20 protein-coding genes are annotated in these 21,532 nt (G+C 58.8%); 12 read left to right on the top strand and 8 right to left on the bottom strand.

Features of this window, described 5'->3' with window-relative positions; genetic code table 11:
• Nucleotides 1–56 precede the first annotated feature (56 nt).
• Nucleotides 57–596 carry an amino acid synthesis family protein gene (locus ABVF61_RS13575; RefSeq protein WP_353994085.1) on the bottom strand — a complete coding sequence of 180 codons (540 nt, stop codon included), beginning with the start codon at nt 594–596 and terminating at the stop codon, nt 57–59.
• Nucleotides 593–1,771, bottom strand: a complete 1,179-nt coding sequence (locus ABVF61_RS13570) for an MFS transporter (RefSeq protein WP_353994084.1) — start codon at nt 1,769–1,771, stop codon at nt 593–595. The genes ABVF61_RS13575 and ABVF61_RS13570 overlap by 4 nt, the downstream gene beginning before the upstream one ends.
• A gap of 233 nt (nt 1,772–2,004) precedes the next feature.
• Between ABVF61_RS13570 and ABVF61_RS13565 the strand changes: the two genes are divergently transcribed.
• Nucleotides 2,005–2,847: a LuxR C-terminal-related transcriptional regulator gene (locus ABVF61_RS13565; RefSeq protein WP_353994083.1), complete on the top strand. Its 843-nt coding sequence runs from the start codon at nt 2,005–2,007 to the stop codon at nt 2,845–2,847.
• Nucleotides 2,848–2,858: 11 nt separating this feature from the next.
• On the opposite strand, the gene uxuA is transcribed toward ABVF61_RS13565, so the two are convergent.
• A complete protein-coding gene (gene uxuA / locus ABVF61_RS13560; RefSeq protein WP_353994082.1) occupies nt 2,859–4,079 on the bottom strand; it encodes a mannonate dehydratase in 1,221 nt (406 codons plus the stop codon).
• A 125-nt stretch (nt 4,080–4,204) separates the two neighbouring features.
• Between uxuA and ABVF61_RS13555 the strand changes: the two genes are divergently transcribed.
• From ABVF61_RS13555 to ABVF61_RS13535, 5 genes are all read left to right on the top strand, one after another.
• Nucleotides 4,205–4,936 (top strand): GntR family transcriptional regulator, encoded by a 732-nt coding sequence (locus ABVF61_RS13555; RefSeq protein ID WP_353994081.1) that lies wholly within the window; start codon nt 4,205–4,207, stop codon nt 4,934–4,936.
• A 5-nt stretch (nt 4,937–4,941) separates the two neighbouring features.
• Nucleotides 4,942–5,919 carry a TRAP transporter substrate-binding protein gene (locus ABVF61_RS13550; RefSeq protein WP_353994080.1) on the top strand — a complete coding sequence of 326 codons (978 nt, stop codon included), beginning with the start codon at nt 4,942–4,944 and terminating at the stop codon, nt 5,917–5,919.
• A gap of 63 nt (nt 5,920–5,982) precedes the next feature.
• Nucleotides 5,983–6,480: a TRAP transporter small permease gene (locus ABVF61_RS13545; protein WP_353994079.1), complete on the top strand. Its 498-nt coding sequence runs from the start codon at nt 5,983–5,985 to the stop codon at nt 6,478–6,480.
• Nucleotides 6,481–6,488: 8 nt separating this feature from the next.
• Nucleotides 6,489–7,760, top strand: coding sequence for a TRAP transporter large permease (locus ABVF61_RS13540; RefSeq protein WP_353996424.1), 1,272 nt, complete (start codon nt 6,489–6,491; stop codon nt 7,758–7,760).
• Between the two features lie 8 nt (nt 7,761–7,768).
• Entirely contained in the window at nt 7,769–8,824 is a 1,056-nt protein-coding gene (locus ABVF61_RS13535; protein WP_353994078.1) for an L-idonate 5-dehydrogenase, read from the top strand.
• A 4-nt stretch (nt 8,825–8,828) separates the two neighbouring features.
• On the opposite strand, the gene ABVF61_RS13530 is transcribed toward ABVF61_RS13535, so the two are convergent.
• Nucleotides 8,829–9,722, bottom strand: a complete 894-nt coding sequence (locus ABVF61_RS13530; RefSeq protein WP_353994077.1) for a helix-turn-helix domain-containing protein — start codon at nt 9,720–9,722, stop codon at nt 8,829–8,831.
• Nucleotides 9,723–9,883: 161 nt separating this feature from the next.
• Between ABVF61_RS13530 and ABVF61_RS13525 the strand changes: the two genes are divergently transcribed.
• The 6 genes from ABVF61_RS13525 (at nt 9,884) to ABVF61_RS13500 (ending at nt 17,111) form a co-directional block, all read left to right on the top strand.
• Nucleotides 9,884–10,582, top strand: a complete 699-nt coding sequence (locus ABVF61_RS13525) for a hydrolase (RefSeq protein ID WP_353994076.1) — start codon at nt 9,884–9,886, stop codon at nt 10,580–10,582.
• Nucleotides 10,583–10,686: 104 nt separating this feature from the next.
• Nucleotides 10,687–12,483 (top strand): amidohydrolase, encoded by a 1,797-nt coding sequence (locus ABVF61_RS13520; RefSeq protein ID WP_353994075.1) that lies wholly within the window; start codon nt 10,687–10,689, stop codon nt 12,481–12,483.
• A gap of 75 nt (nt 12,484–12,558) precedes the next feature.
• Nucleotides 12,559–14,283 carry an amidohydrolase gene (locus ABVF61_RS13515; RefSeq protein ID WP_353994074.1) on the top strand — a complete coding sequence of 575 codons (1,725 nt, stop codon included), beginning with the start codon at nt 12,559–12,561 and terminating at the stop codon, nt 14,281–14,283.
• A gap of 17 nt (nt 14,284–14,300) precedes the next feature.
• The gene (locus tag ABVF61_RS13510; RefSeq protein WP_353994073.1) at nt 14,301–14,573 is read left to right on the top strand and encodes a DUF1427 family protein; all 273 of its coding nucleotides are present in this window, start codon (nt 14,301–14,303) and stop codon (nt 14,571–14,573) included.
• Nucleotides 14,574–14,587: 14 nt separating this feature from the next.
• Nucleotides 14,588–15,433, top strand: coding sequence for an efflux RND transporter periplasmic adaptor subunit (locus ABVF61_RS13505; RefSeq protein ID WP_353994072.1), 846 nt, complete (start codon nt 14,588–14,590; stop codon nt 15,431–15,433).
• Between the two features lie 67 nt (nt 15,434–15,500).
• On the top strand, nt 15,501–17,111 hold the full coding sequence (locus ABVF61_RS13500; RefSeq protein ID WP_353994071.1) for an MFS transporter: 1,611 nt from the start codon (nt 15,501–15,503) through the stop codon (nt 17,109–17,111).
• Nucleotides 17,112–17,132: 21 nt separating this feature from the next.
• On the opposite strand, the gene ABVF61_RS13495 is transcribed toward ABVF61_RS13500, so the two are convergent.
• From ABVF61_RS13495 to ABVF61_RS13480, 4 genes are read right to left on the bottom strand one after another with little or no spacing between them, the layout of a single operon-like run.
• Nucleotides 17,133–18,152, bottom strand: coding sequence for a LacI family DNA-binding transcriptional regulator (locus ABVF61_RS13495; protein ID WP_353994070.1), 1,020 nt, complete (start codon nt 18,150–18,152; stop codon nt 17,133–17,135).
• Nucleotides 18,149–19,636, bottom strand: a complete 1,488-nt coding sequence (locus ABVF61_RS13490) for a glycerophosphodiester phosphodiesterase (RefSeq protein ID WP_353994069.1) — start codon at nt 19,634–19,636, stop codon at nt 18,149–18,151. Before ABVF61_RS13490 ends, ABVF61_RS13495 begins: the two co-directional genes overlap by 4 nt.
• A 10-nt stretch (nt 19,637–19,646) precedes the next feature.
• A complete protein-coding gene (locus ABVF61_RS13485) occupies nt 19,647–20,705 on the bottom strand; it encodes an ABC transporter ATP-binding protein (protein WP_353994068.1) in 1,059 nt (352 codons plus the stop codon).
• A complete protein-coding gene (locus tag ABVF61_RS13480) occupies nt 20,705–21,532 on the bottom strand; it encodes a carbohydrate ABC transporter permease (RefSeq protein ID WP_353994067.1) in 828 nt (275 codons plus the stop codon). Before ABVF61_RS13480 ends, ABVF61_RS13485 begins: the two co-directional genes overlap by 1 nt.

The following is a 21,532-nucleotide window of genomic DNA, read 5'->3' as shown; positions in this document are numbered from 1 at the left end:
GCAGGCTGCGCGCGAGCGCGCCCGAGACGGCATCGGCCATCGGCCGGTGCCGTTTTCTATCGGGGGCCGTCGCCGACGCGGGCACGCGGGCGTGCACCGCTTGCGATACCGACACACAATACGATTTCGTTCGCGCGGGGCGCGTCGGCGATGCCTACTGTCAGTGTATCAATGAAGTTGAACGCCCAGGCTTCGTCCTTGTGGCCGAGCGGCAGGTCAATGGTCTCACCAAGCGCGGCGACTTTCACATTGGAGGGCATCAATGCCTTGCCGCCACCGATCGCCGCACGGACGGGCTTGCCGAGCATGGGATGCAGGAGGGCAGCGCCATGTTCGGCGGCGCCCTCAGAACCCACGATTGCGGCCTTGCCATAGCCGGTCGGCGCTCCATCCAAATGGCTCATGATCTTGGTCGCAAGCCGGTCTCCGAGCGCTGCGCCTGTTTCGAAGAGTTCGGACAGGTCGTCAGCGTCAATTCCGGCGAACGGATTCTCAAGAACTGCGAGCGCTGCCATGCGGACCAACGGATCGCAGGCCACTCCGAATTCGTCGGTCTCGACGGTTTCTTCAATCAAAATCGTTTTTCGAATTTTCATCCAATGTCCTCTCTGGGCGCATCTGCCCGGCCGCTCAGCCGTACCAGGCGAAACATCAATACGGCCGGAACGACAAGTGCAAACATACCCATTCCGAAGGCCAATGAAGCACCCGCAGTCGATGCCCGTTCGTAGATCCAGCCGGACAGGGGCGGTCCTGCGGCCATGATGGCGTAGTAGACGGTGAAAAAGATTCCCATTGCGAAGGCGCGCCGCGCGGGTGCCACCGCCTCGCCTGAGAGGGCCATGATGACGCCGGCCGGAGCCATGCCGACAAGCCCAAACAGAAGACTTGCCGCCAGGCCCGCTCCCGAAATTCCAACCAGCCAGAGCGACGCAACAGCACCGGTCATGCAGACGATCAGTACAAGATCGCGATGATTGAACCGATCGACAATCTGACCGCATACTGCACCTGAAAAAATCATGATCCAGCTGGCGATGCTGACGAGTGCCGCGGCTTGAAGCGGTGCGTGACCGAGTTCTTCCAGCATCTGCGGCGCGAAGGAGAGATAGGCGACATATCCGGCGTTGAACACGCCCCAGGCAGTACCGGCAAGCAGGATCAATTGCCACTCCCGGCCGCTCAAACGATTGGAGCTTTCATCCGGCTCAGCCGGCTTTCCATCCGGTGCGCGATAGAGCAGCAGAACGCCGGCAGCAGCCACCGCGCAGTAGAGTGACGCAACGACGAACGGCAGCCGCCAGTCTTGCAGATCGGCCAGATAGGCATGCCCGACCTGACCCATCGCGATCCCAAAGGGCCAGCTCATGACAAGAATGCTCATTGCAGTCGAGATTTCCCGGCCTTCGAACCAGTCGGCGACCATTTTGGTGAAATAAAGCGTTGAGAAAAGAAACCCCGCGCCCGCAATGAGCCGTCCAAAACCGATCATCACCGGACCGGGACCAAACCCGCTCAAGAGGCCACCCAGGGCAAGTGCACCCAATCCGGCAAATGCAAGAACGCGATCGGACGCATACCGGCCAGACATGCCCGCAGGTAATGCGAGAAAAAGACCCGGTACCATGAACAGGCCAATCAGAATGCCAACTTCCGAAAAATCGATCCCAAAGACAGTAACCAGATCATCGCCAACGGAAACGGCAGTCTGAAACTGAAACCCGAGTCCTATCCGAGCAAAGAAGAGCAGGGCAAGCATTCGCCAGCGCATCAGGCACACCGGATCTTCGGTTCGAAACCGATGCGCTTGCCGGTCAAAGCCCGCCGATTTAGCCGACAGAGATTTGTTGAGCGTCCAATTTCAGTCATCTGATCTTCCATGTGACCAAGCATAGGAGCGCTGCCATGGGGCCGATATCATGCAGATGCGGTATTTTCTGCGCACCGGTGCAGTATTCAGCGTGAGTTCCTGTGGGATTGCACGTTGCAAAGAGACGTCGCAGGATGCGCTGGAACAGCGGGGGGCGCGAACAGGTGCAGCCAGACACGATACTCAGTCCGCGCGAATTGGAAATCGCCCGCGACTATGCGCAGGGTCAGACCTATCACGCGATTGCGGAACGCCTGCACATCGCGCCCTCGACCGTGCGTACGCATCTCTCCACGATTTACCGCAAGCTCGAAGTCTCTTCCAAACTGGAACTGCATGCCCGTCTGGAAGGCGCCAGCGCGCCAAATGAAAATGAGACCGACCACGCAGCCGTCATTTCCGAGCTGGCGCTCAGTCTGGAAGAGGCCATCGGACGGGAAAGGGCCCTGAGCGAAGTCCTGAGCATTATCAGCCGTTCACGCGGCGATACGGAGCAGGTCATGGCCGCGATCCTCGGCCACGCCCTGGAGCTGTGCGATGCCGAATGCGGGATCCTGTTCGAATATCACGGAGACCAGAGTTTCTCGGCCGGCTTCACGCGCGGTATTCCGCAAAACTTTCAGGACTGGCTCGTGAAGCAGGACGTCTTTTCCGTCGGCAAAGGCACCGGTCTTGGACGGATGGAAACGGTGCATGACATCATCAACATCGTTGATGTCCGCTCCGAAGGTCTCTACCGCACGGACAACCCGCTGCGCAACGCAACGGCTGACCTGGGTGGAGCCCGATCCTTTGTCGCTATCCCGATGCTCTCGGGCGACCGACTTGTCGGTGCATTCACCATCTACCGCCAACAGGTCAGACCGTTCAATGCGCAGGCAACGGCTCTTGCGCAAACATTCGCAGACCAGAGTGTCATTGCACTCGACAACGCCCGGATGATCAGTGAATTGCGCGCCCACAGCGACAATAACTGATCACCTGCGGGTCACCCGGCAGCTTCGTGCCTTGCGGAATAAGACAGACCCGCAATGACACCGCGCAACTCGGCGAGGCCCTTCAACCGGCCTATCGCCGGATAGCCGGGTTGGGCGCGACGGGACAGATCGTCCAGAATGTCCTGTCCATGATCAGGGCGGAACGGGATTGAGCTGTCGTCTCTGCCTCTTTCGCGGCGCTTTTCCTCTTCTTCAAGAACCGCTGCAATCAGCGCCGCCATGTCGACGTCGCCGTCAAGATGCTCCGATTCATGAAACGAACCAAACACCGCGTCATGCTCGCGCGCAACATTGCGTAAATGCAGGAAGTGAACATGCCCGCCGAGGCGCTGCATCATGCCGGGAAGATCGTTGTCGGCCCGGGCACCGAGCGACCCGGAGCAAAGAGTTATGCCGTTTGCCGGCAAATCCACCGTCTTAACCAGGCGCGCATAATCTGCTTCAGTCGACATGATCCTGGGCAGTCCGAGGAGGCTGTAGGGCGGGTCGTCCGGGTGGCAGCAAAGCCGCAGCCCGAGCGACTGCGCGTGAGGCGCGACAAGCTCCAGAAACGCAGACTGATGAGAGGACAATGCTGCCCGATCGACGGGTTCGTAGGCCGCCAGATGCGCCCGGATGTCATCTAGCGCGAGCTGGTCGTTGCCACCGGGAAGGCCGCATATGATGTTGTTCACGAGCGCTGCCTTGAAGGTGTCGTCGGTCTGTGAAAAACGCTGCTGTGCGGCTTCGACCACATCTTCGGGAAAGTCGGATGCCGCACCCTCGCGCTTCAGTAGGAACACGTCAAACATCACGAAGTCAGCGAGATCGAAACGCATGCATGTAGCCCGGTTCGGCACAACATGGGCCAGATCGGTTCGCGTCCAATCGAGAACCGGCATGAAGTTGTAACAGATGACTTTTATCCCGGCTGCCGCCAGATGAGACAAGCTGGTCTTGTAAGCCTCAATATGGTCGCGCCAATTGCCCGTTTGCCGCTTGATGTCCTCGGAAACCGGAAGGCTCTCGACGACTTCCCATTCCAACGGCTCAGGCAGATGCGCGGATTTGCGCCGGATCGTTGCCTGACGGCTGGCAATCTCTTCCGGCGACCAGACTTCTCCCGGTGAGATGTGATGCAGCGCCGTGACGATCCCGCGGGCACCGGCCTGTGCAACATCATCCAGCGAAACCTGATCTGCTGGTCCGAACCATCTCCATGTTTCGCGCAAGCCGGTTCCCTCCTATACCGTCGGAACAACATGTAACGTATTTTTTGAAGGCTTGGCAGCCGCTTGTCAAATTATTGTTGACTAGTATGGCAGTATGGCAGATAACTGATCCGGGAGGACTTCTCGTGTTGAACGAAGTCAGAATTGATACGTGGCTTGACGATACGCTTGCGATCGCGCCGCAGGTGCGGCGCATTTTGCGTGAACGGATCGTCAAGAATGACCTCCCGCCGGGCAGCAAGCTGTCCGAGGCAGAGATCGCCAAAAGCTATGGCATCAGCCGGCAACCTGTTCGCGAAGCGTTCATCAAGCTGGCCGAAGAGGGGTTGCTCCTGATCCGGCCGCAACGCAGCACGCTTGTCACCAAGATCGATTACCCGACCGTTTTGCAATCACGGTTCGTTCGGGAAGCGGTCGAGGCCGATATTGTGCGATTGCTCGCACAGGATCCACAGCCGGCCCTGATAAAGGAATTGCGCTCGCAATTGCGGCATCAGGCCAAGATCGGAAAAGCGTCCTCAGCAAACTTCATCAATGAAGATGAAAAATTCCACCGCACGCTTGCGGAGGCGGCTGGAAAGGACGTTGCGTGGCAGTTTGTGGAAGGACTGAAAAGCCAGATGGACCGGGTCCGGTTCCTCAGTTTCGAACTCTTTCCATTTGCCAAGCTGATCGATCAGCATACCGCCATTGTTGATCAGATAGACGCGGGAAACCCGGATGCAGCCTCCCGGGTCATGCGCAACCATCTGAACGAGATCCTCAAGACTCTGCCCCAGATCATAAAGAGAAATCAGGTCTATTTCGATCGCTGCGAGGATCTGGCGACTGATGGATCATCATCCAAACGGGAGTGAGAGTCATGACATTCAGATTCGGCAATTTCCTCGCCGCCTGCCTCTTGTCACAGGTCGTAGCCGGTGCTGCGATCGCACAGGACACCACATTGAAACTTGGCCATCTGGCGAATGAACAGAATGCCTGGCACAAGGCGGCGATCAAATTCGGCGAGGAGCTCTCCACTCTGACCGATGGCCGTATTGCGGTCGAAGTTTATCCGAACGAGTCGCTCGGCAAGGAAATCGACCTGATCAACGGCATGCAGCTCGGCACGGTCGACATGACGATCACCGGAGAAAGCCTCCAGAACTGGGCGCCGATGGCCGCTCTTCTGGCAGTGCCCTATGCCTATGCCTCAACAGAACACATGGATGAAGTTGCCTCCGGAGAAATCGGCGACCAGATCGAGGCGCAAATCATCGAGAAGGCGCAAATCCGGCCGATCGCTTATTTTGCACGCGGTCCGCGAAATCTCACATCGAACCGGGCCATTGCAGCTCCCGATCAGCTTGAAGGCCTGAAGATGCGTGTGCCCAACGTTCCGCTTTTCGTGGACGTATGGAAGTCTCTTGGTGCCGCACCGACCCCGATGGCCTTCTCCGAAGTGTTCACAAGCCTTCAGAACGGCACCATCGGCGCGCAGGAAAACCCGCTGGCCCTGATCCGGTCCGCCAATTTCAACGAGGTCCAGTCCCATGTGAACCTGACCCAGCACGTCCGGTCCTGGATCTACCTGACTATCGCTGAATCCACCTGGCAAAATCTGAGCCCGGAAGACCAGGCGCATGTTCTTGAAGCTGCGAAACGTGCCCAGGAATTCGAGCGCGGCCTTCTTGAAACCAGCCTTGCCGAGGACCGTGCCTACCTGGAAGAAAACGGCATGACCTTTGTCGAGGTTGATGGTGCTGCCTATGCAGCAGCAGCGAAAGACGCCGTCCTGGCCAATGTGAACGATGAAATCAAACCGATCGTGGAAAACCTCTTCAACAGCCAGAAATAGTTTCCTCCCAAACTTGCCCGCCGCCACGTGATGAAGGCGGCGGGCCTTTCTTCAGGTCGTTTCATGAAGGTCATCTTGCAAGTCTATCGCGTGCTCGAGCTTTTGTGCCGCGCAGGTGTTCTCATCGCCTTCATGGTGCTGATCATCGCTGTCCTCACCCAGGTCCTGGGCCGTGCAATCGGAGACTCTCCGGTTTGGACGGAAGAACTCACCCGATTTGCCCTGATCTACATGACTGCACTCGGTGTCGGGCTTGGACTGATGAGCGGTGACCTTGTCAATGTCGATATTGTCTGTGACGCCCTGCCCGATCCGTGGCCACGCATCCTGAACATTGTTGCATCGTTGGCGACCGCATTTCTTGCCGCCATTCTCCTCCCGGGTGCCTGGAAATACGTTCAAATCGGATTTCTCCAGAAGTCTCCCGCGATGGGTCTGCAAATGTCCTTTGTCCATTTCAGCGTTTTTCTGCTGTTTCTCCTTCTTTTTGTTTTTGCCGTGATGCGCGCCGTTCTCACGCTCCTGCACGTCGAATTTTCAAAAGCCGAGCAGGAGGTCTGACCTTGGAGGTGTTCGTACTTTTCGCCGTCTTTATCGGCTCGCTCATTATCGGCATCCCTGTTGCCATAGCCCTCGGGCTGTCCTCCCTCAGCTATCTGCTCGTCTCGGGCATCCCACTCGTGGTTGTTCCGCAAAAAGTCTATGCCGGGATCGACGTCTTTGTTCTCCTGAGCATTCCGGGTTTCATTCTGGCCGGAAACCTGATGAACAACGGCGGCATTACAGAACGGATCATCCGGTTTGCCAATGCGCTGGTCGGCTGGGTCCGTGGCGGACTGGGGCTGACAAACATCGGTGCTTCCATGCTCTTCGGCGGCATCACCGGTACGGCCGTCGCGGACGCGGCGTCCATTGGCGGCGTCATGATCCCCGGCATGAAGAAGGCCGGCTACCCGGCAGACTTCTCGGCAGCCGTAACGGCTGCGTCTTCCACGGTCGGACCGATCATTCCTCCGAGCGTCCCCATGATCATCGTCGGTGCGCTCAGCGGCATTTCCGTCGGCCAGATGTTCATGGCAGGTGCCGTTCCGGGGCTGCTGATGGGCATCGCGATGATGGTCACCTGTTATGTCATTGCGCGGCGAAACAACTTTCCGCGAGAGCCCTGGCGCGGCACAGGTGAACTTATCCGCGCCTTCGCAAGTGCCTTCTGGGCGATCGCGATGACGGCCATCATCATTTATGGCCTTCTTAGCGGCATCGCCACACCCACGGAGACCGCGGTTGTCGCAAGCGTCTACGCCTTTGTTGTCGGGGCATTCGTCTACCGCGAACTTCCGCTTAAGAAAGTCCCGAAGATCATCGCGGACAGTGCCGTTTCGGCAGCCTCGATCCTGGCGCTGGTCGGTCTTGCCAACGTCTTCGGCTGGATTCTCGTCTCGGAGCGGATACCGCAGGCAATTGCCGGAACCGTGCTTTCGATTACCGACAATCCAATTCTCGTCGTGCTGATCATCAACCTGCTGCTGCTCTTTGTCGGCATGTTCATGGAGACAATTGCTGCGCTGATCATTCTGTTCGTTCCGCTCTTGTCTCTCGCGCAGGCCGTTGGCATCGAACCGCTGCACTTCGCAACTTTTGCCGTGCTGAACCTGATGATCGGACTGACAACGCCACCGGTCGGGGTCTGCCTGTTCGTCTGCGCAGGCATTGCAAGATTGCCGCTGTCGCCGGTGGTCAGGGCCATCCTGCCCTTTCTCTTGAGCAACATCATCGTCCTTCTGCTGGTGTCTTTCATCCCGGCGCTGGCTACCTGGCTGCCAAATCTCATATTCGGATAGGACCCGTCATGACCTCCCGTGCCTGCGTGCTGCATGGTATCCATGATCTGAGGCTCGAAACCCAGTCCGAGCCGGTGACCGGACCCGGCGACGTGAAAATAGCTGTTTTGGCTGGCGGTATCTGCGGCTCAGACCTTCATTATTTTGATCATGGGGGGTTTGGTCCGGTGCGCGTCAGGGAACCAATCGCGATGGGACACGAAGCTGCCGGCCGCGTCGTTGAAACCGGCGAGAGTATCGACACGATCCAAACCGGCAGCCTTGTCGCCATCAATCCGAGCCAACCCTGCGGGCACTGCGTTTATTGCAGGGAGGGAAAACAGGTTCACTGCCTGGAGATGCGCTTCATGGGCTCAGCCTACCGGTTGCCGCATGAACAGGGCCTCTTCCGCGAACAGGTTGTGGTTCCCGTAAGTCAGGTCCACCGTTTCAACCGGGATGTTCCTGTCCGCGCTGCCGCGTGTGCCGAACCGCTTGCCGTCTGCCTGCATGCACGCGCGCAGGCTCCCGATCTCGCCGGGAAACGCGTTCTTGTAACCGGGGCGGGGCCGATCGGCTCCCTCTGCGTTGCCGTGGCCAGAGATGCCGGCGCAGCCGAAATCGTCGCAACGGATCTCCAGGCGATGCCGATTAGCGTCGCAGAACGGATGGGCGCGGATAAGACGGTCAACCTGGCAGCCGAACCCGGCGGTCTCGATCCGTACAAAACGGACAAGGGACAGTTCGATGTGGCGTTTGAATGTTCTGCATCAGCTGCGGCGATCAGGGATGCATTGACCTGTCTCAGGCCGCGCGGGACCCTGGTTGCCGTTGGTGTCGCCGGGGACACCCCGATGCCGCTCAATCTGATTGTCAGCAAGGAAATCACGGTCAGGGGAACACACCGCTTTCACGGGGAGTTTGCCGCCGCCGTTGAAGCAATCAACAGTCGCACCATAGATGTGGCTCCAATCATCAGCCCTTCGTTCCCGATTGAAAAGGCGCACGATGCGTTCAAGGAAGCCGGCGACCGCGCTCGCGCCATGAAGGTGCATATTCTCTTCAACGGCTACACCGGTGATTGATTTGTCACCCCTTGCGCAATTCACCAGGCGTATAACCGAGCTCCACCTTCATGCGGTTCGTCATGTGAGCCTGGCTGGAAAAACCCGTCCGAAAGGCAACTTCCGCCAAGGGCAATGACGATTCCTGAATGAGATCCCGCGCGCGCTCCACCCGACGCTTTGCAAGATATTTGGAAGGCGAAAGGCCGATTTCGGTCTTGAACACCCGTGTGAAATGGAACGGGCTCATGTCGATCGTCTGCGCTAGATCGGTCAGGCGCAACGGATCGCTTATACGATCTTCGATAAGATCGAGCACGGGACGCATCATGCAGCCTGGCTTGACCTGGCTGAGACTGGCAACGTGCCCGGACCGGGAACGGACGGCACGCAGCAGGCCGAGACCCAGCAAGTAGGCGCGGCTGTCCATCTCGATGGAGGTCGGCGGATCCTCCCGATTGGCAGCACGCTGAACATAGGCGGCAGAATCGCTTGCTGCCGCGGCGTCGAACAGGGCAAAGAAGTCGTCCGGTTCGGCAATTTCCGCGCCGTCCAGCTCGTCCGCTATCTCACAAAGAAGCCCCTGGTTGAAATAGAAGTGGGCATAGTCAACAACGCCGTTCGAAGCAAAGACCCCCGCACTGTTCGGCCTTTGCAGCGAAAGCGCACCCTGGCTTGCAATCGACAAGCCGTCGTTCAAGTCAAGGCGGCGCGCATTCGCGCCACCAATATGATAGGTCAGGATGTAGTGACCGACCCCGTCGAAGCGTATGCCCTGACCAAGACTTGCCCTGTGCCGTACCACCGGCATGTTCCAGCGCTCGTCGATCCCGAAAAGTTCCGGAATGGCATCTTCTTCACGGATCTGCCGATAAATCCGGCAATGCTCAGGTTCGTTCTTAAAGGCGTGACGACCCATTGTTCAGTCCAATTTGACGCGCTTTACATGCGCCGATTTCCAGTCCGCAATTTCCTGTAAAACATATGCACGAAAGATGAAATATTTCCAGATGGCAGCACCTATCTCCTGTCTCGAGCGAACCAAAAACCCTGTTTGCACATGAAGTTATGGAGATTGGAATGTCCGAGAAATTCGAATTGCTGACGCCGCAAAACGCACAGGTTATTTTTATCGACCATCAGCCGCAGATGGCATTCGGCGTTCAGTCCATCGATCGCCAGACCCTGAAGAACAACGCGGTGGCGCTCGCAAAATCCGCAAAGGTGTTCAACCTGCCCGTTACGATCACCACCGTCGAGACCGATGGCTTTTCCGGCCACACCTACCCCGAACTTCTCGCTGTCTTTCCGGATGCACCGCTCCTGGAGCGCACTTCCATGAACTCCTGGGACGATCAGAAAGTGCGTGACGCGCTGGCGAAGAACGGCCGCAAGAAAGTGATCGTGTCCGGCCTGTGGACCGAAGTCTGCAACCTGATGTTTTCGCTCGATGCGATCGGGGAAGGTGGATACGAGATTTACATGGTCGAAGACGCCTCCGGCGGCACATCCCAGAATGCACACGATATGGCCATGCAGCGCATGATCCAGGCCGGCGTCGTACCGGTCACATGGCAGCAGGTCCTTCTGGAGCTTCAGCGCGACTGGGCCCGCAAGGAGACCTACGATCCGGTTCTCGACGTCGTCAAGGAGCACTCCGGTGCTTACGGCATGGGCGTCGATTACGCCTACACCATGGTTCACAAGGCACCTGAGCGCGTCACTCACGGAGAACGCCTCGACCCGGTCCCTGCAACGGCCGCCGTTGCAGCCGCTTAACGCACGAACCTGAAACCCAAGGCCAGCGCCCGGCGAACTGACGCTGGCAGGGTTCCCCATCGATAACACTTCACGCGCCGCTGCAAAGCGGCAGGAGACAAGTCATGCCTCTTCACCGCCGTCAGTTTCTCCAGGGTGCGTCCGCGCTCCTGGCCTCCAGTTCCCTGTCGACGGCCTACGCGCAGGCCACAGGCGATTTTGCGGATCTGGTCGTTCTCGACGGACGCATCACAACAATGGATCCGACGCGTCCGGAAGCAACAGCGTTTGCCGCGCGCGGCGGCCGGTTCATCGCCATCGGCGACGAAGCCGACATTGCCCCGCTGATCGGTCCGTTCACGCAAGTGATCCGCGCGAACAAAAAACGCGTCATCCCGGGCCTGATCGACAGCCACACCCACTCGATCAGAGGCGGTGTGAACTACAATCTTGAAGTCCGTTGGGATGCTGCAGACAGTCTGGAAGAAGCGCTGCACCTGCTGCGGGTGCAGGCGGACCGGACGCCCGATGGGCAGTTCATCCGGGTCGCCGGCGGTTTTTCCGAGTTTCAGTTCAAGGAAAAACGTCTGCCCACCATCGAAGAGCTCGACAGTGTCGCACCGAACCACCCGGTTCTGATCCACTACCTTTACAAGATGACACTGCTCAACAGCCGGGCGATCTCGTATTTCAACTACGATCAGGCTGATCACTCGACCTATCCGGGCGGCATTATCGAGAAGGACGAAAACGGAGCATCGACAGGGCGCCTTCTGGCGGCACCTTCCGGGCTCTTGATGTACAAAACGCTGAGCCAGGCCCCCAAGCTTTCGATCCGCGACCAGATCAACTCCTCCATGCAATACATGGATGAACTGAATTCGCTCGGCATCACGTCCGTGTCGGATGCGGGCGGTGGCGGTATGGAGTTTCCGGATGCGGATCCCTACAAGATCATCAACCACATGCACAGCGAAGGCCTGCTGACCACGCGTATCGGTTATCATACGTTCCCGCAGGTCAAAGGCCGCGAGTTCGATGATTATACGGACTGGACATCCCGCTTCACGCCGGGAGCCGGCGACGACATGCTGAAGCTGGTGGGTGCGGGGGAAAACCTGACCTGGGCGTCCTACGACTACGAGATCTTCGGTGACCCGCGGCCAGAAATCGACCGCGATGCAGAAGAAATCCAGCACAAGATCATGACCCTGCTGGGTGAAAAAGGCTGGGCGTTCCGTCAGCACATCACCTATGACGAAACCGGAGATCGCCTGCTCAAGGTGTATGAAGACGTCGCCAAGGGTGCGGGCCTTGTCGACGGCTGGTTCATCGACCATGTCGAAACCTTCTCGGAAAGAAACCTTGAAAGGATCGCGGAACTTGGCGGCGGGATTGCGCTGCAGAACCGCCTTCAGTTCCAGGCCGAGGACTTCGTGCGCAACTATGGTCCTGAGAAACTGAAGAAGACACCGAACTTCCGGTTCATCATGGACCTTGGCGTGCCGTTGGGCGGAGGCACCGATGCGACCCGCGTAACCTCGTATAATCCCTGGTACTCCCTCCAGTGGATGGCGACCGGTCTCTCGCGCGGCGGCATGCGGATGTATGATGATGCCAACCTGCTAACCCGCGAAGAAGCCCTGCGTGTCTGGACGACCGGCTCTTCCTGGTTCACCGGAGATGCAGGAAAGAAAGGCGCCATCACCGAGGGACTGCTTGCGGATTTTACGATCCTGGACCGTGATTATTTCGCGGTGACGGACGCAGAGATCGCCCGCATCACATCTGCGCTGACGGCCGTCGACGGCAAGGTGGTGTTCGCCAAGGATGATCTGGCGCATCACGACCTGCGGCATGTACCGCCGGTCAGCCCCGACTGGTCACCGGTGATCACATTCGGCGACACACGATCCCTCTAGCAGCGCCAATAGGAGACCGGTTCAAGACACCGGTCTCCGGAAGACTTCAATTCCCGTTCTTTCCCGAGAGTTCTCATGACCGAAGCAGACCTGATCCTGACCAATGGAAAAATCACGACTTTCGACGCGCAGGGTCGGGTCGCAGAGGCCGTTGCAATTGCAGGCGAAACAATCCTGGAGGTCGGCACCGACGAGGATATCCTGCGGCTCAAGGGCAACGACACCATCGTGATCGACCTTGAGGGCAAGCGGGCCATTCCCGGCCTCATCGACAGCCACACGCATATCATCCGGCAGGGCAACAACTTCGCCATGGAACTCAGGTGGGACAACGTTCCTTCACTTGCCGACGGCCTTGCCATGCTCAAGGCACAGGCACACCGGACACCTGCCGGACAATGGATCCGCGTCGTTGGCGGCTGGTCCGCAGACCAATTCGCGGAAAGACGGTTGCCGACGATCAACGAGATCAACGCGGTCGCGCCCGATGTACCTGTCTATGTGCTGCATCTTTACGACCGTGCCTGGCTGAACAAAGCCGCCCTGCGCGCGCTCGGCATCGACAGCCACTATTATGAGCCATTCGTATCGGGCCGGCTTGAACGCGACGACAATGGCAATCCGACGGGACTTGCTCTCGCGCGCCCGAACGCGCAGCCGCTCTACGCGCTACTCGACTTGGCGCCGAAGCTCGATTTCGAGCAGCAGATCCTGTCGACGAAACACTATTTCCGGGCCTTGAACGGGCTTGGCCTGACCTCTGCACTCGACTGCGCCGGAGGCTTTCTGAACTACCCGGATGATTACGGTGTCATCACCGAGCTGAACCGCAGGGGTGAGCAGACCGTGCGGATCGGCTACCAGCTTTTCGCGCAGCGCCCGCTCTCCGAGCTCGACGACTTCAAGCGCTGGCATGACATGGTGAAACCGGATCAGGGCAACAATTACCTGAAGTGTGTCGGGGCCGGTGAAATGCTGGTCGCATCCGCCTATGATTTCGAGGATTTCTCGTATCCGCGCCCTGAATTGCCGAAGCGCATGGAAGGCGATCTCAGGCCTGTTCTCGAATTCCTTCTGGAGAACAGGTGGCCGATCCGGTTTCACTGCACCTATGAGGAAAGCGCCCACCGCCTTCTTACGGTGCTCGAGGAGGTCGGCCGCGACAAGGGTCTTGAGGAACTCAACTGGATCTTCGATCACGGGGAAACGATCTCGGAGAAAACCATGGATTGGGTTGCCCGCCTGGGCGGCGGCATTTCCTACCAGAACCGCATCGCCTTTCAGGCGACCGCCTACCGCGAGCGCTACGGCGAAGATGCGTTGAGGGAGGTCATGCCGGTCCGCAAGATGATGGCCTCCGGCGTGCCGCTTGCGGCTGGAACCGACGCCACGCGCGTGTCGTCCTACAATCCCTGGCTCGCCATTCACTGGGCGGTGTCGGGCAAAGGACGCGGCGGTGACCTCATCTGGGCGAAGGAGAACCGTCTGAGCCGTGAGGACGCCCTGCGCCACTGGACCGCTGCGGGTGCCTGGTTCAGCCGCGAGCAGGGCATCAAGGGTCAGATCGCGGCAGGTCAGCTTGCCGATCTTGCGGTGCTCGACCGCGACTACTTTGCCGTCGAAGAAAGTGAAATCGCGGATATCACCTCAGATCTGACACTGTCCGGTGGGAAGGTTGTCCATGCGAAAGACTCCCTGTCGCACTACGCACCGCCACCTTTACCGGAATTGCCGGACTGGTCGCCCATCCCGTTCTTTGGCGCTCCAGGTGCGCCGGTTGACGCCAAGAGCTTCGTTTGAGCCGGAAGGAGGCAGATATGAACTACACGCCTTATCTCGTTTCTCTGGCCATCGGGCTCGGCGTTGGTGTGCTCTATGCGCTCCTTGGAACCCGTTCGCCCGCACCACCGGTGATCGCCTTGCTCGGGCTCTTGGGCATGCTGGTCGGAGAAACCGCCGTCTCATGGGCGAAATCGAAGCTCACGGTTCAAGAAGCTGCCGCACATTGTCTGGACAGCAAGTCTTTCGCCACCGCCAAGTCCGGGAACGGGGCCGAGGCACCCGACCGGCCGATCCGAAACAGCAGTTAAGCAAGGCGAGCGAGATGACCGACACAACGCGGCAACGCAAAACCAGACCTCTGAGTGTTCTGGGTCTCCTGTTTATTCTTCTTCCGATGACGCCATCGCAGGCCGAAGAGCTTGTGTTCGACGGAACTGTTGAAGTGCGCGAAACCGCTGTTCTGTCCGCGGGAACCGATGGGCAACTTACCGAAATCCTGTTTCAGGGAGGCGAGCTGGTGAGCGCCGGTCAGGCTTTGATGCGGCAGGACACGCGCTCGCTCGACATCGACGTGCAGATGGCCGAAGCACAATTGAAAGCCGCGGACGCCCAGCTTGCGGCCGCGCAGCAACGGGCGTCCCGGCTCACAACCCTTTCGGAGCGCAATGTTGCCTCGGACGCCAGCCTGGACGATGCGACCGCTCTTCTGGCCGCATCGGACGCGCGCCGCCTGATCGCCGCGGCGCAATTGAATCAGGCGGAACTAGCGCTTGAAAAGGCGACCATCCGAGCACCGATCGCGGGCATCATCAGCCGGCCATCCGCGGCGCTTGGCGCGTTTCTGGAAGCAGAAGCCGGTCCGCCCCTTGCCAGGATCGTGCAACTGGACCCCGTTCTCGTGGCTTACAAGGTGCCGTACGAAACGCGTATCGCGACGCTTCGCACGTCCAATGCGAAAACCCTTGAAGACCTGTTCCCGAGACTGTCCTTGGCCGTCCGGCTGCAAAGCGGAGAAACAGTTGCGGAAGGGCTCACCCCTGAGTTTGCAAGCGCGACCGTCGACGAGACGTCCGGAGCGCTGACCGTCTTCACGGTTGTTCCGAACCCGGACCGCATATTGCGTCCCGGCATGTCGGTTGTCGTAACTGCTGATCTTATCCAGGACTGAACGCTGCGTCCCGTTACCGCGACTGCGCCACCATTCCGAAAGAGCGAATTTACCCCGGAGGGTTTCCATGTCTACCAAGGTTGAAACGACACCGGCTGCCGACAAGGACGGCGGCGCGTGGGCGCCCTTTCAATCCCTGCCCTTTGCGATGCTGTGGACGGCGACGGTCATCTCCAATGTGGGAACGTGGATGCATGATGTCGGGGCCGGTTGGCTCATGACCACACTGTCGCCAAGTCCGGTGATGGTCTCGCTGGTGCAGGCCGCAACAACGTTACCCGTCTTCCTGTTCGCCCTGCTGGCCGGCGCCGTCGCGGACATTGTCGATCGTCGGCGGCTTCTTCTGATCGTGAACTTGCTGATGGGTATCGTCGCCGGGCTTTTTGCCTTTGTTGTTGCCAGCGGGCAGGCAACCGTCGAACTCCTGTTGCTTTTTACGTTCCTGCTTGGAACCGGAGCCGCCTTTGTAGCGCCTGCCTGGCAGGCGATCGTGCCAAGTCTTGTTCCGAAAAAGGACCTCTCCTCCGCCGTCGCGCTCAATTCGATGGGGATCAATATCAGCCGCGCGATCGGTCCTGCGCTCGCCGGCGTCTTGATTACGGCTGTCGGTCTGGCATCTCCGTTCGCTCTCAACGCGCTCAGCTTCGTCGGCATTCTTGCCGCTCTGGTTTTCTGGAAACCGGAAAGCAAATCCGAGAAGCGCTTGCCGCCCGAACCAGTCTTCAGCGCCATCCAGACGGGCGTGCGTTATGCCCTGCACAGTCCCGCGCTCAAGTCGACGCTCCTGCGCGCCATCGCCTTCTTCCTGTTTGCAAGCGCCTACTGGGCCATGTTGCCGCTGATCGCGAAGGACCTCCTGGCAGGCGGCCCCGGCCTCTACGGCATGCTGCTTGGGTGTGTCGGCGGGGGTGCCGTGCTCGGGGCTCTGTTTCTGCCGAAGATCCGCAAGCGGCTCGGCGCCGACAACACGGTCGCGGCGGGAACGATCGGCACGGCCCTGGTGCTGGCCGTCTTCGCTCTTGTGCCGTCGGCCATTGCTGCCTACGCGGTCTCGCTGCTTGCCGGTTTCGCCTGGATCGCCGTGCTTTCGAGCCTGAATGTCTCAGCCCAGGCGTCCTTGCCTGAATGGGTCCGTGCACGCGGGCTTTCCATTTACCTCACGGTTTTCTTCGGCTCCATGAGTCTTGGCAGCGTGATCTGGGGCCAGGTGGCGTCGTTCGCGGGGATCCCGGCGGCGCTTCTCGCAGCAGCTGTCGTCTTGCTGGTGATGCTTGCGCTTGTGCGAAACGTGCCGCTGACATCGGTCGGTTCGCTCGACCTGACGCCCTCCGCGCATTGGCCCGCTCCGATCGCCTCGGACGAACTCGCGGCGGACAGAGGTCCGGTCATGATCCTGATCGACTACAGGATAAAAGCAGAAGACACCGATGCGTTCCTGACGGCCTTGCGCAGGTTTTCCGCACAGAGGCGGCGCGACGGAGCGGTTGACTGGAACATTTTCCAGGATGCAGAAAACGAGGAGCAATGGACGGAGAGTTTCGTTGTATCAAGCTGGCTCGATCATTTGCGTCAGCATGATCGTGTGACCCAGACAGACGCGGATTTGCAGAAAGAGGTTCGCAAGTTCCATCAAGGATCCGACGCCCCGAAGGTCAGGCATTTGATCGCACCAGACTGAGTGCCGCTTGGCACGATCACCCTAGTTTGAAAAGGTGGTTCCCCGCTGCTTTAGCGATACGCCACAGACTTCAACCTGTTGCGGCAGCTCCGGTTTCTCGAGCCGCTGCATCAGGAGATTAAGCGTGATCTCGCACAGCTCCCGGCGGCTTTGAACGATGGTCGTCATGTCGTAGGATCTCCAGGAAGCCTGAACGATGTCGTCATAGGCAATCAGCTGGATCTCCTCCGGGACCTTGATCCCATGGTCGTGGCGCAATCCGTCCAGCACGCCGAGGGCAAGATAGTCCGCGGTGCAGAACAGACCGTCGACTTCGCTTCTGACGCGATTGACATAAGTTGACGCCTCCAGACCGCCCTCGTAAGTTTGAGCTCCCCAGGCAATGCGGATGACCGGTATGCCCGCATCGTTGGCGATTTGCTCGAATGCCAGGGCGCGGCCGTTGATGGAGAAAGACGAGCGTTCAGGCGTGACGACGGCAAGTTTCCGGCAACCGCTAGCCACAAGGTGCTCGAACGCAAGTCGTCCACCGGCTTCGAAATCGGTCACGACCCGGTCAACCGGTGCGCCGGGATCGCTCTTGTTGACCACGACCAGCGGAACCCCGTTTTCCCGGCATTCCCGGCAGATTTCTTCCGGTGGCGTGTCGGATGTGACGATTACGCCGGCAACGCTGTATTGCAGCAATGAACCGATCAGGTCGGCAACATCGGCCGAGGGGTCACCGCGCAGCAGAATTGGTCTGAAGCCACGTTCCAACAGTCCTTGGGACAGAAGATCAATCTGCTCGGCACGAAACGGATTATCCAGGTCCGCGGCAACCACGCCCACAAGATCCGACTTCTGCTTGTGCAGCGAGCGTGCCAGAACATTGACCCTGTAACCGAGTTCACGGGCCGCCTTGATGACCTTCTTGCGCGTTTCCTCCGATACGCTGGCCCCATCGGTAAATGTCCGCGACACGGCCGAACGTGATACGCCGGCAAGTTTGGCCACGTCGAAGGAGTTGACCTGTTTCCTGGGGCTCCCCTGGTCAGTCATTCTTTGTTCCGATTTTTATCTTTTTCGAACAGGATCCGCCGCGCGAGGAATGGCTCGTTGACATTGAAAATGTCCGGCTGAAACTGGGCGAGCTCTGAAAACACGTTAGGATCGCTGCCCATATAAGCAACCATTACCTTGCGCCCGGTAGAGCGGACGGCAGCAAAATCCCCAAGGTTTGCGTTTCGTGCGTTGAACTCGATGATGTCGGCATCGAAGGCCGCCATGCATTCGTTCAGCGTCTCATAGTCTTCAGGGCGTGCCATCAAGCGGGCTGCGGGAGCTACGCGGCGGATTGTTTTCAGCAGCTCCTGATCGAAGGACCAGAAAAATGCGTTGTCCGGCGGGATTCGAGCGAGGACGGTCTCGACAACGGCCAGCGCGTCCGCCTGCTTGATCTCGACATAGAGTTTGCGGCCAGTCGCGGCCGCAAGATCAACGTATCCGGCAAGTTCAGGTAAAGGTTCTCCCTTGAAAAAGGGATCAAACTTTAATCCCGCATCCAGCTTCCCGAGTTCCTCCAGCGTTGCGTTGGCTAGAGGCCCTGAACCCGTCGTTGTCCGGTCGAGTGTCTCGTCATGGTGGACCACAAGATGCCCGTCCACCGATTGACGCACGTCGATTTCGACGTACTCAAATCCGGCATCCCAGGCTGCCCGCGCGCTGGCAAGCGTATTCTCCGGCGCAATTCGGCAAGCTCCGCGGTGGCAAACGATTTCGGGGATCCTGCCGGTTTCAAAGCTCAGTGCAGACACCATTTCCGGCTGATCGGAACAGATGCCAAGAACCGGCATCCTGACAAGTTCTGCGAGAACGTCGGCGCGCTCCTCGTGCCAGGTCACGACCGGGAGATCCATCGACTTTGCGGTTTGAAAGAAAGCCTCGTCCAGCAAGCGGTCAGGACGCTCGCCCGCACGTTCCCAGCACGGATGCACGATCTCGGCGCGGCACTCACGCGCAAGGGCGAAGGGATCAAGGCCCAGCCCGACGAGTATAGAAACCGGATAGGGGCAGTCGCTTTCAACAAGTTCTGAGGCATAGTCGGAGGTGTTGGCGCCGACGATGACCTTTTCGATCCCGTTTTCGATCAGGCACTCGATCGCCAGAGACGCGGCTCTGCCTTCCTTAGCGTCAAGGTAGATACCAGCACCTAGCTCCGACGCCAGCGTGGCAACCTCTGAAAATCTGGGCGCCGGACGACCGGCAGACGTTGTCAATTGCGACAGTTTTTCCGCTGAAAGCGCGCTGACCGGATCAGCTAAACCGCAGGTCTTGGAAAGATCTTCATCGTGAAAGGCAACCGGAATGCCATCTGCCGTCAGCCGAACGTCGACTTCCCACATCTCGGCGCCAAGTTCATGCGCGATCCTGAAGGCACGCATGGTGTTGTCGAAAGCATAGGCGCTCGCGCCGCGATGCGCTATTGCGAGCGGTGGTCCATCGTGCCGGTGGATCCAGGTTTTTCCGGGTTGAAAGGCAGCCATCGATTCACCGTCAAAGCCGGACGCCATCCGGCCCGAAGGCCAGGATCCGGTCCGCTGCGATGCCCCAGGTCACCTCGTCGCCAACCCTATAGCCGCCACCCTGTGTCTGGATCGAGCGCAGGACCGCGCCGTTTTCCAAAGTAACGTCGTAAAGCTCCTCGCGGCCCTGGGTTTCCACGAAACTGATCCTGCCCGTAACCTTTAACGCGTTGTCCGGCTGAAAGAATTCCGGGCGAATACCAAACCGCATTGCTGCGCCTTGCCCGGGAAGCGTAATGCCCGCGGGTACCGGCAGGGTGACTTCCGAGTTTGCAAGCCTGAAGCCTGCTTCATCCGCGCTGCCTTCAAGAAAGGCAATCGGAGGGTTTCCAAGAAAGCCGGCAACAAAATCAGAAGAGGGGTCCGCGTACATCTCCTTTGGTGACGACAGTTGCATGATCCTGCCCTTGTCCATGATGGCGATCCGGTCGCACATGGACATGGCCTCCACCTGATCATGGGTCACGAGAACGGCCGTGATCCCCGTTTGAAGCTGGATCCGCCGGATTTCGGAGCGCATTTCCAGGCGCAGCTTTGCATCGAGGTTGGCAAGCGGCTCATCGAGAAGAAGAATGTCCGGCTTGCGGACCAGCGCCCGCGCCAATGCAACGCGTTGCTGCTGCCCGCCGGAGAGCTGCGCCGGCCGGCGCTGCAGGAGTTCACCGATGTGAACCAATGCGGCAATCTCCTGAACCTTCCGGTCGATTTCCGCCTTGCTTTGCTTTCGGACCTTCAGCGGAAAGGCGATGTTGTCATAGACGTTCATATGCGGATAAAGGGCATAGTTCTGAAACACCACTCCGACATTTCGTTTTTGCGAAGAGACCTTGGTTACATCCTTGTCTCCGAAAAGAAGCCGGCCGCCGTTCATTCGGTGAATGCCGCAAATGGCGAACAAAGTGGTGGACTTGCCGCAACCGGAGGGCCCGAGCAGTGCCAGCATCTCGCCGCTTTTGATGTCCAGCGACATGTTGTCAATGACCGTTGTGTCGCCGAAGGTCTTGGTGAAGTTTTCGATTGAAATGCGCATCAGCCCTTCGTGCCTCCGCCATAGATGTTCATGAGTTTCTTGTTGAAGATCAGATAGATCAGGATAACCGGCAGCGCATAAAAGACGCCGACTGTCTTGAACATGTTGAAGTCGGGCTTAACGTCGTCAACGATGAGATTTTGCAGATAAACGCCGAGAACCTGGGCATCTGCTCCGGGTGCTAGAACCTGCGGCAGTATGAATTCGCTCCACCCTGACAAGAAGGCGAAGATGCCAAGAGCGGTGAGACCAGGCTGCACTTGCGGGAGAACCAGTTTGTACCAGACGGTAAACCGGCTGGCGCCGTCCTGGAGGCCCGCCATTTCAATCTCCCAGGGCACCGTGTCGTAAAAGCCCTTCATGATCCAGATGCCGAACGGCAGTTCGAGCGCAGCCTTTACAAGGATCACGCCAACCAGCGTGTCGTAGAGGCCAATCATCTGAAGGATCAGAAAGATCGCGATGATCAGCGTGATGGTTGGAAAGGCATGCAGGATGATCAGGCTTGCCAGAAACAAGCCACGGAACGGCATGTTGAGCCTGGACAGTGCATACCCGGACGTCAGAGAGACCGACAGAACCAGCAGGGTTGAAACACAGGCGAAAATGAAGGTGTTGAGCGTGACCGCCCAGATTGACGTCCGGCCGGCCTCCGGTGTTTCCCAGATGAACCGCCAGTGTTCAAAAGTAAAGCCGCTCGGAATGAGTGAGCCGGGCGGGCTGACCGTGATCGTGTCGATCACGAGATAGACATACATGATAACCAGTGGCATCGAGGTCAGCGCAAGCGCCAGCAGAATTGGCCAGGTTTTGAAATTGCTCGACAT

Origin of the sequence: Roseibium sp. HPY-6 (genome assembly GCF_040530035.1) — a bacterium.
Classification (GTDB): Bacteria; Pseudomonadota; Alphaproteobacteria; order Rhizobiales; family Stappiaceae; genus Roseibium.
Note: the sequence above shows the minus strand (reverse complement) of the source record. Positions and strands in the feature narration are given on the sequence as shown.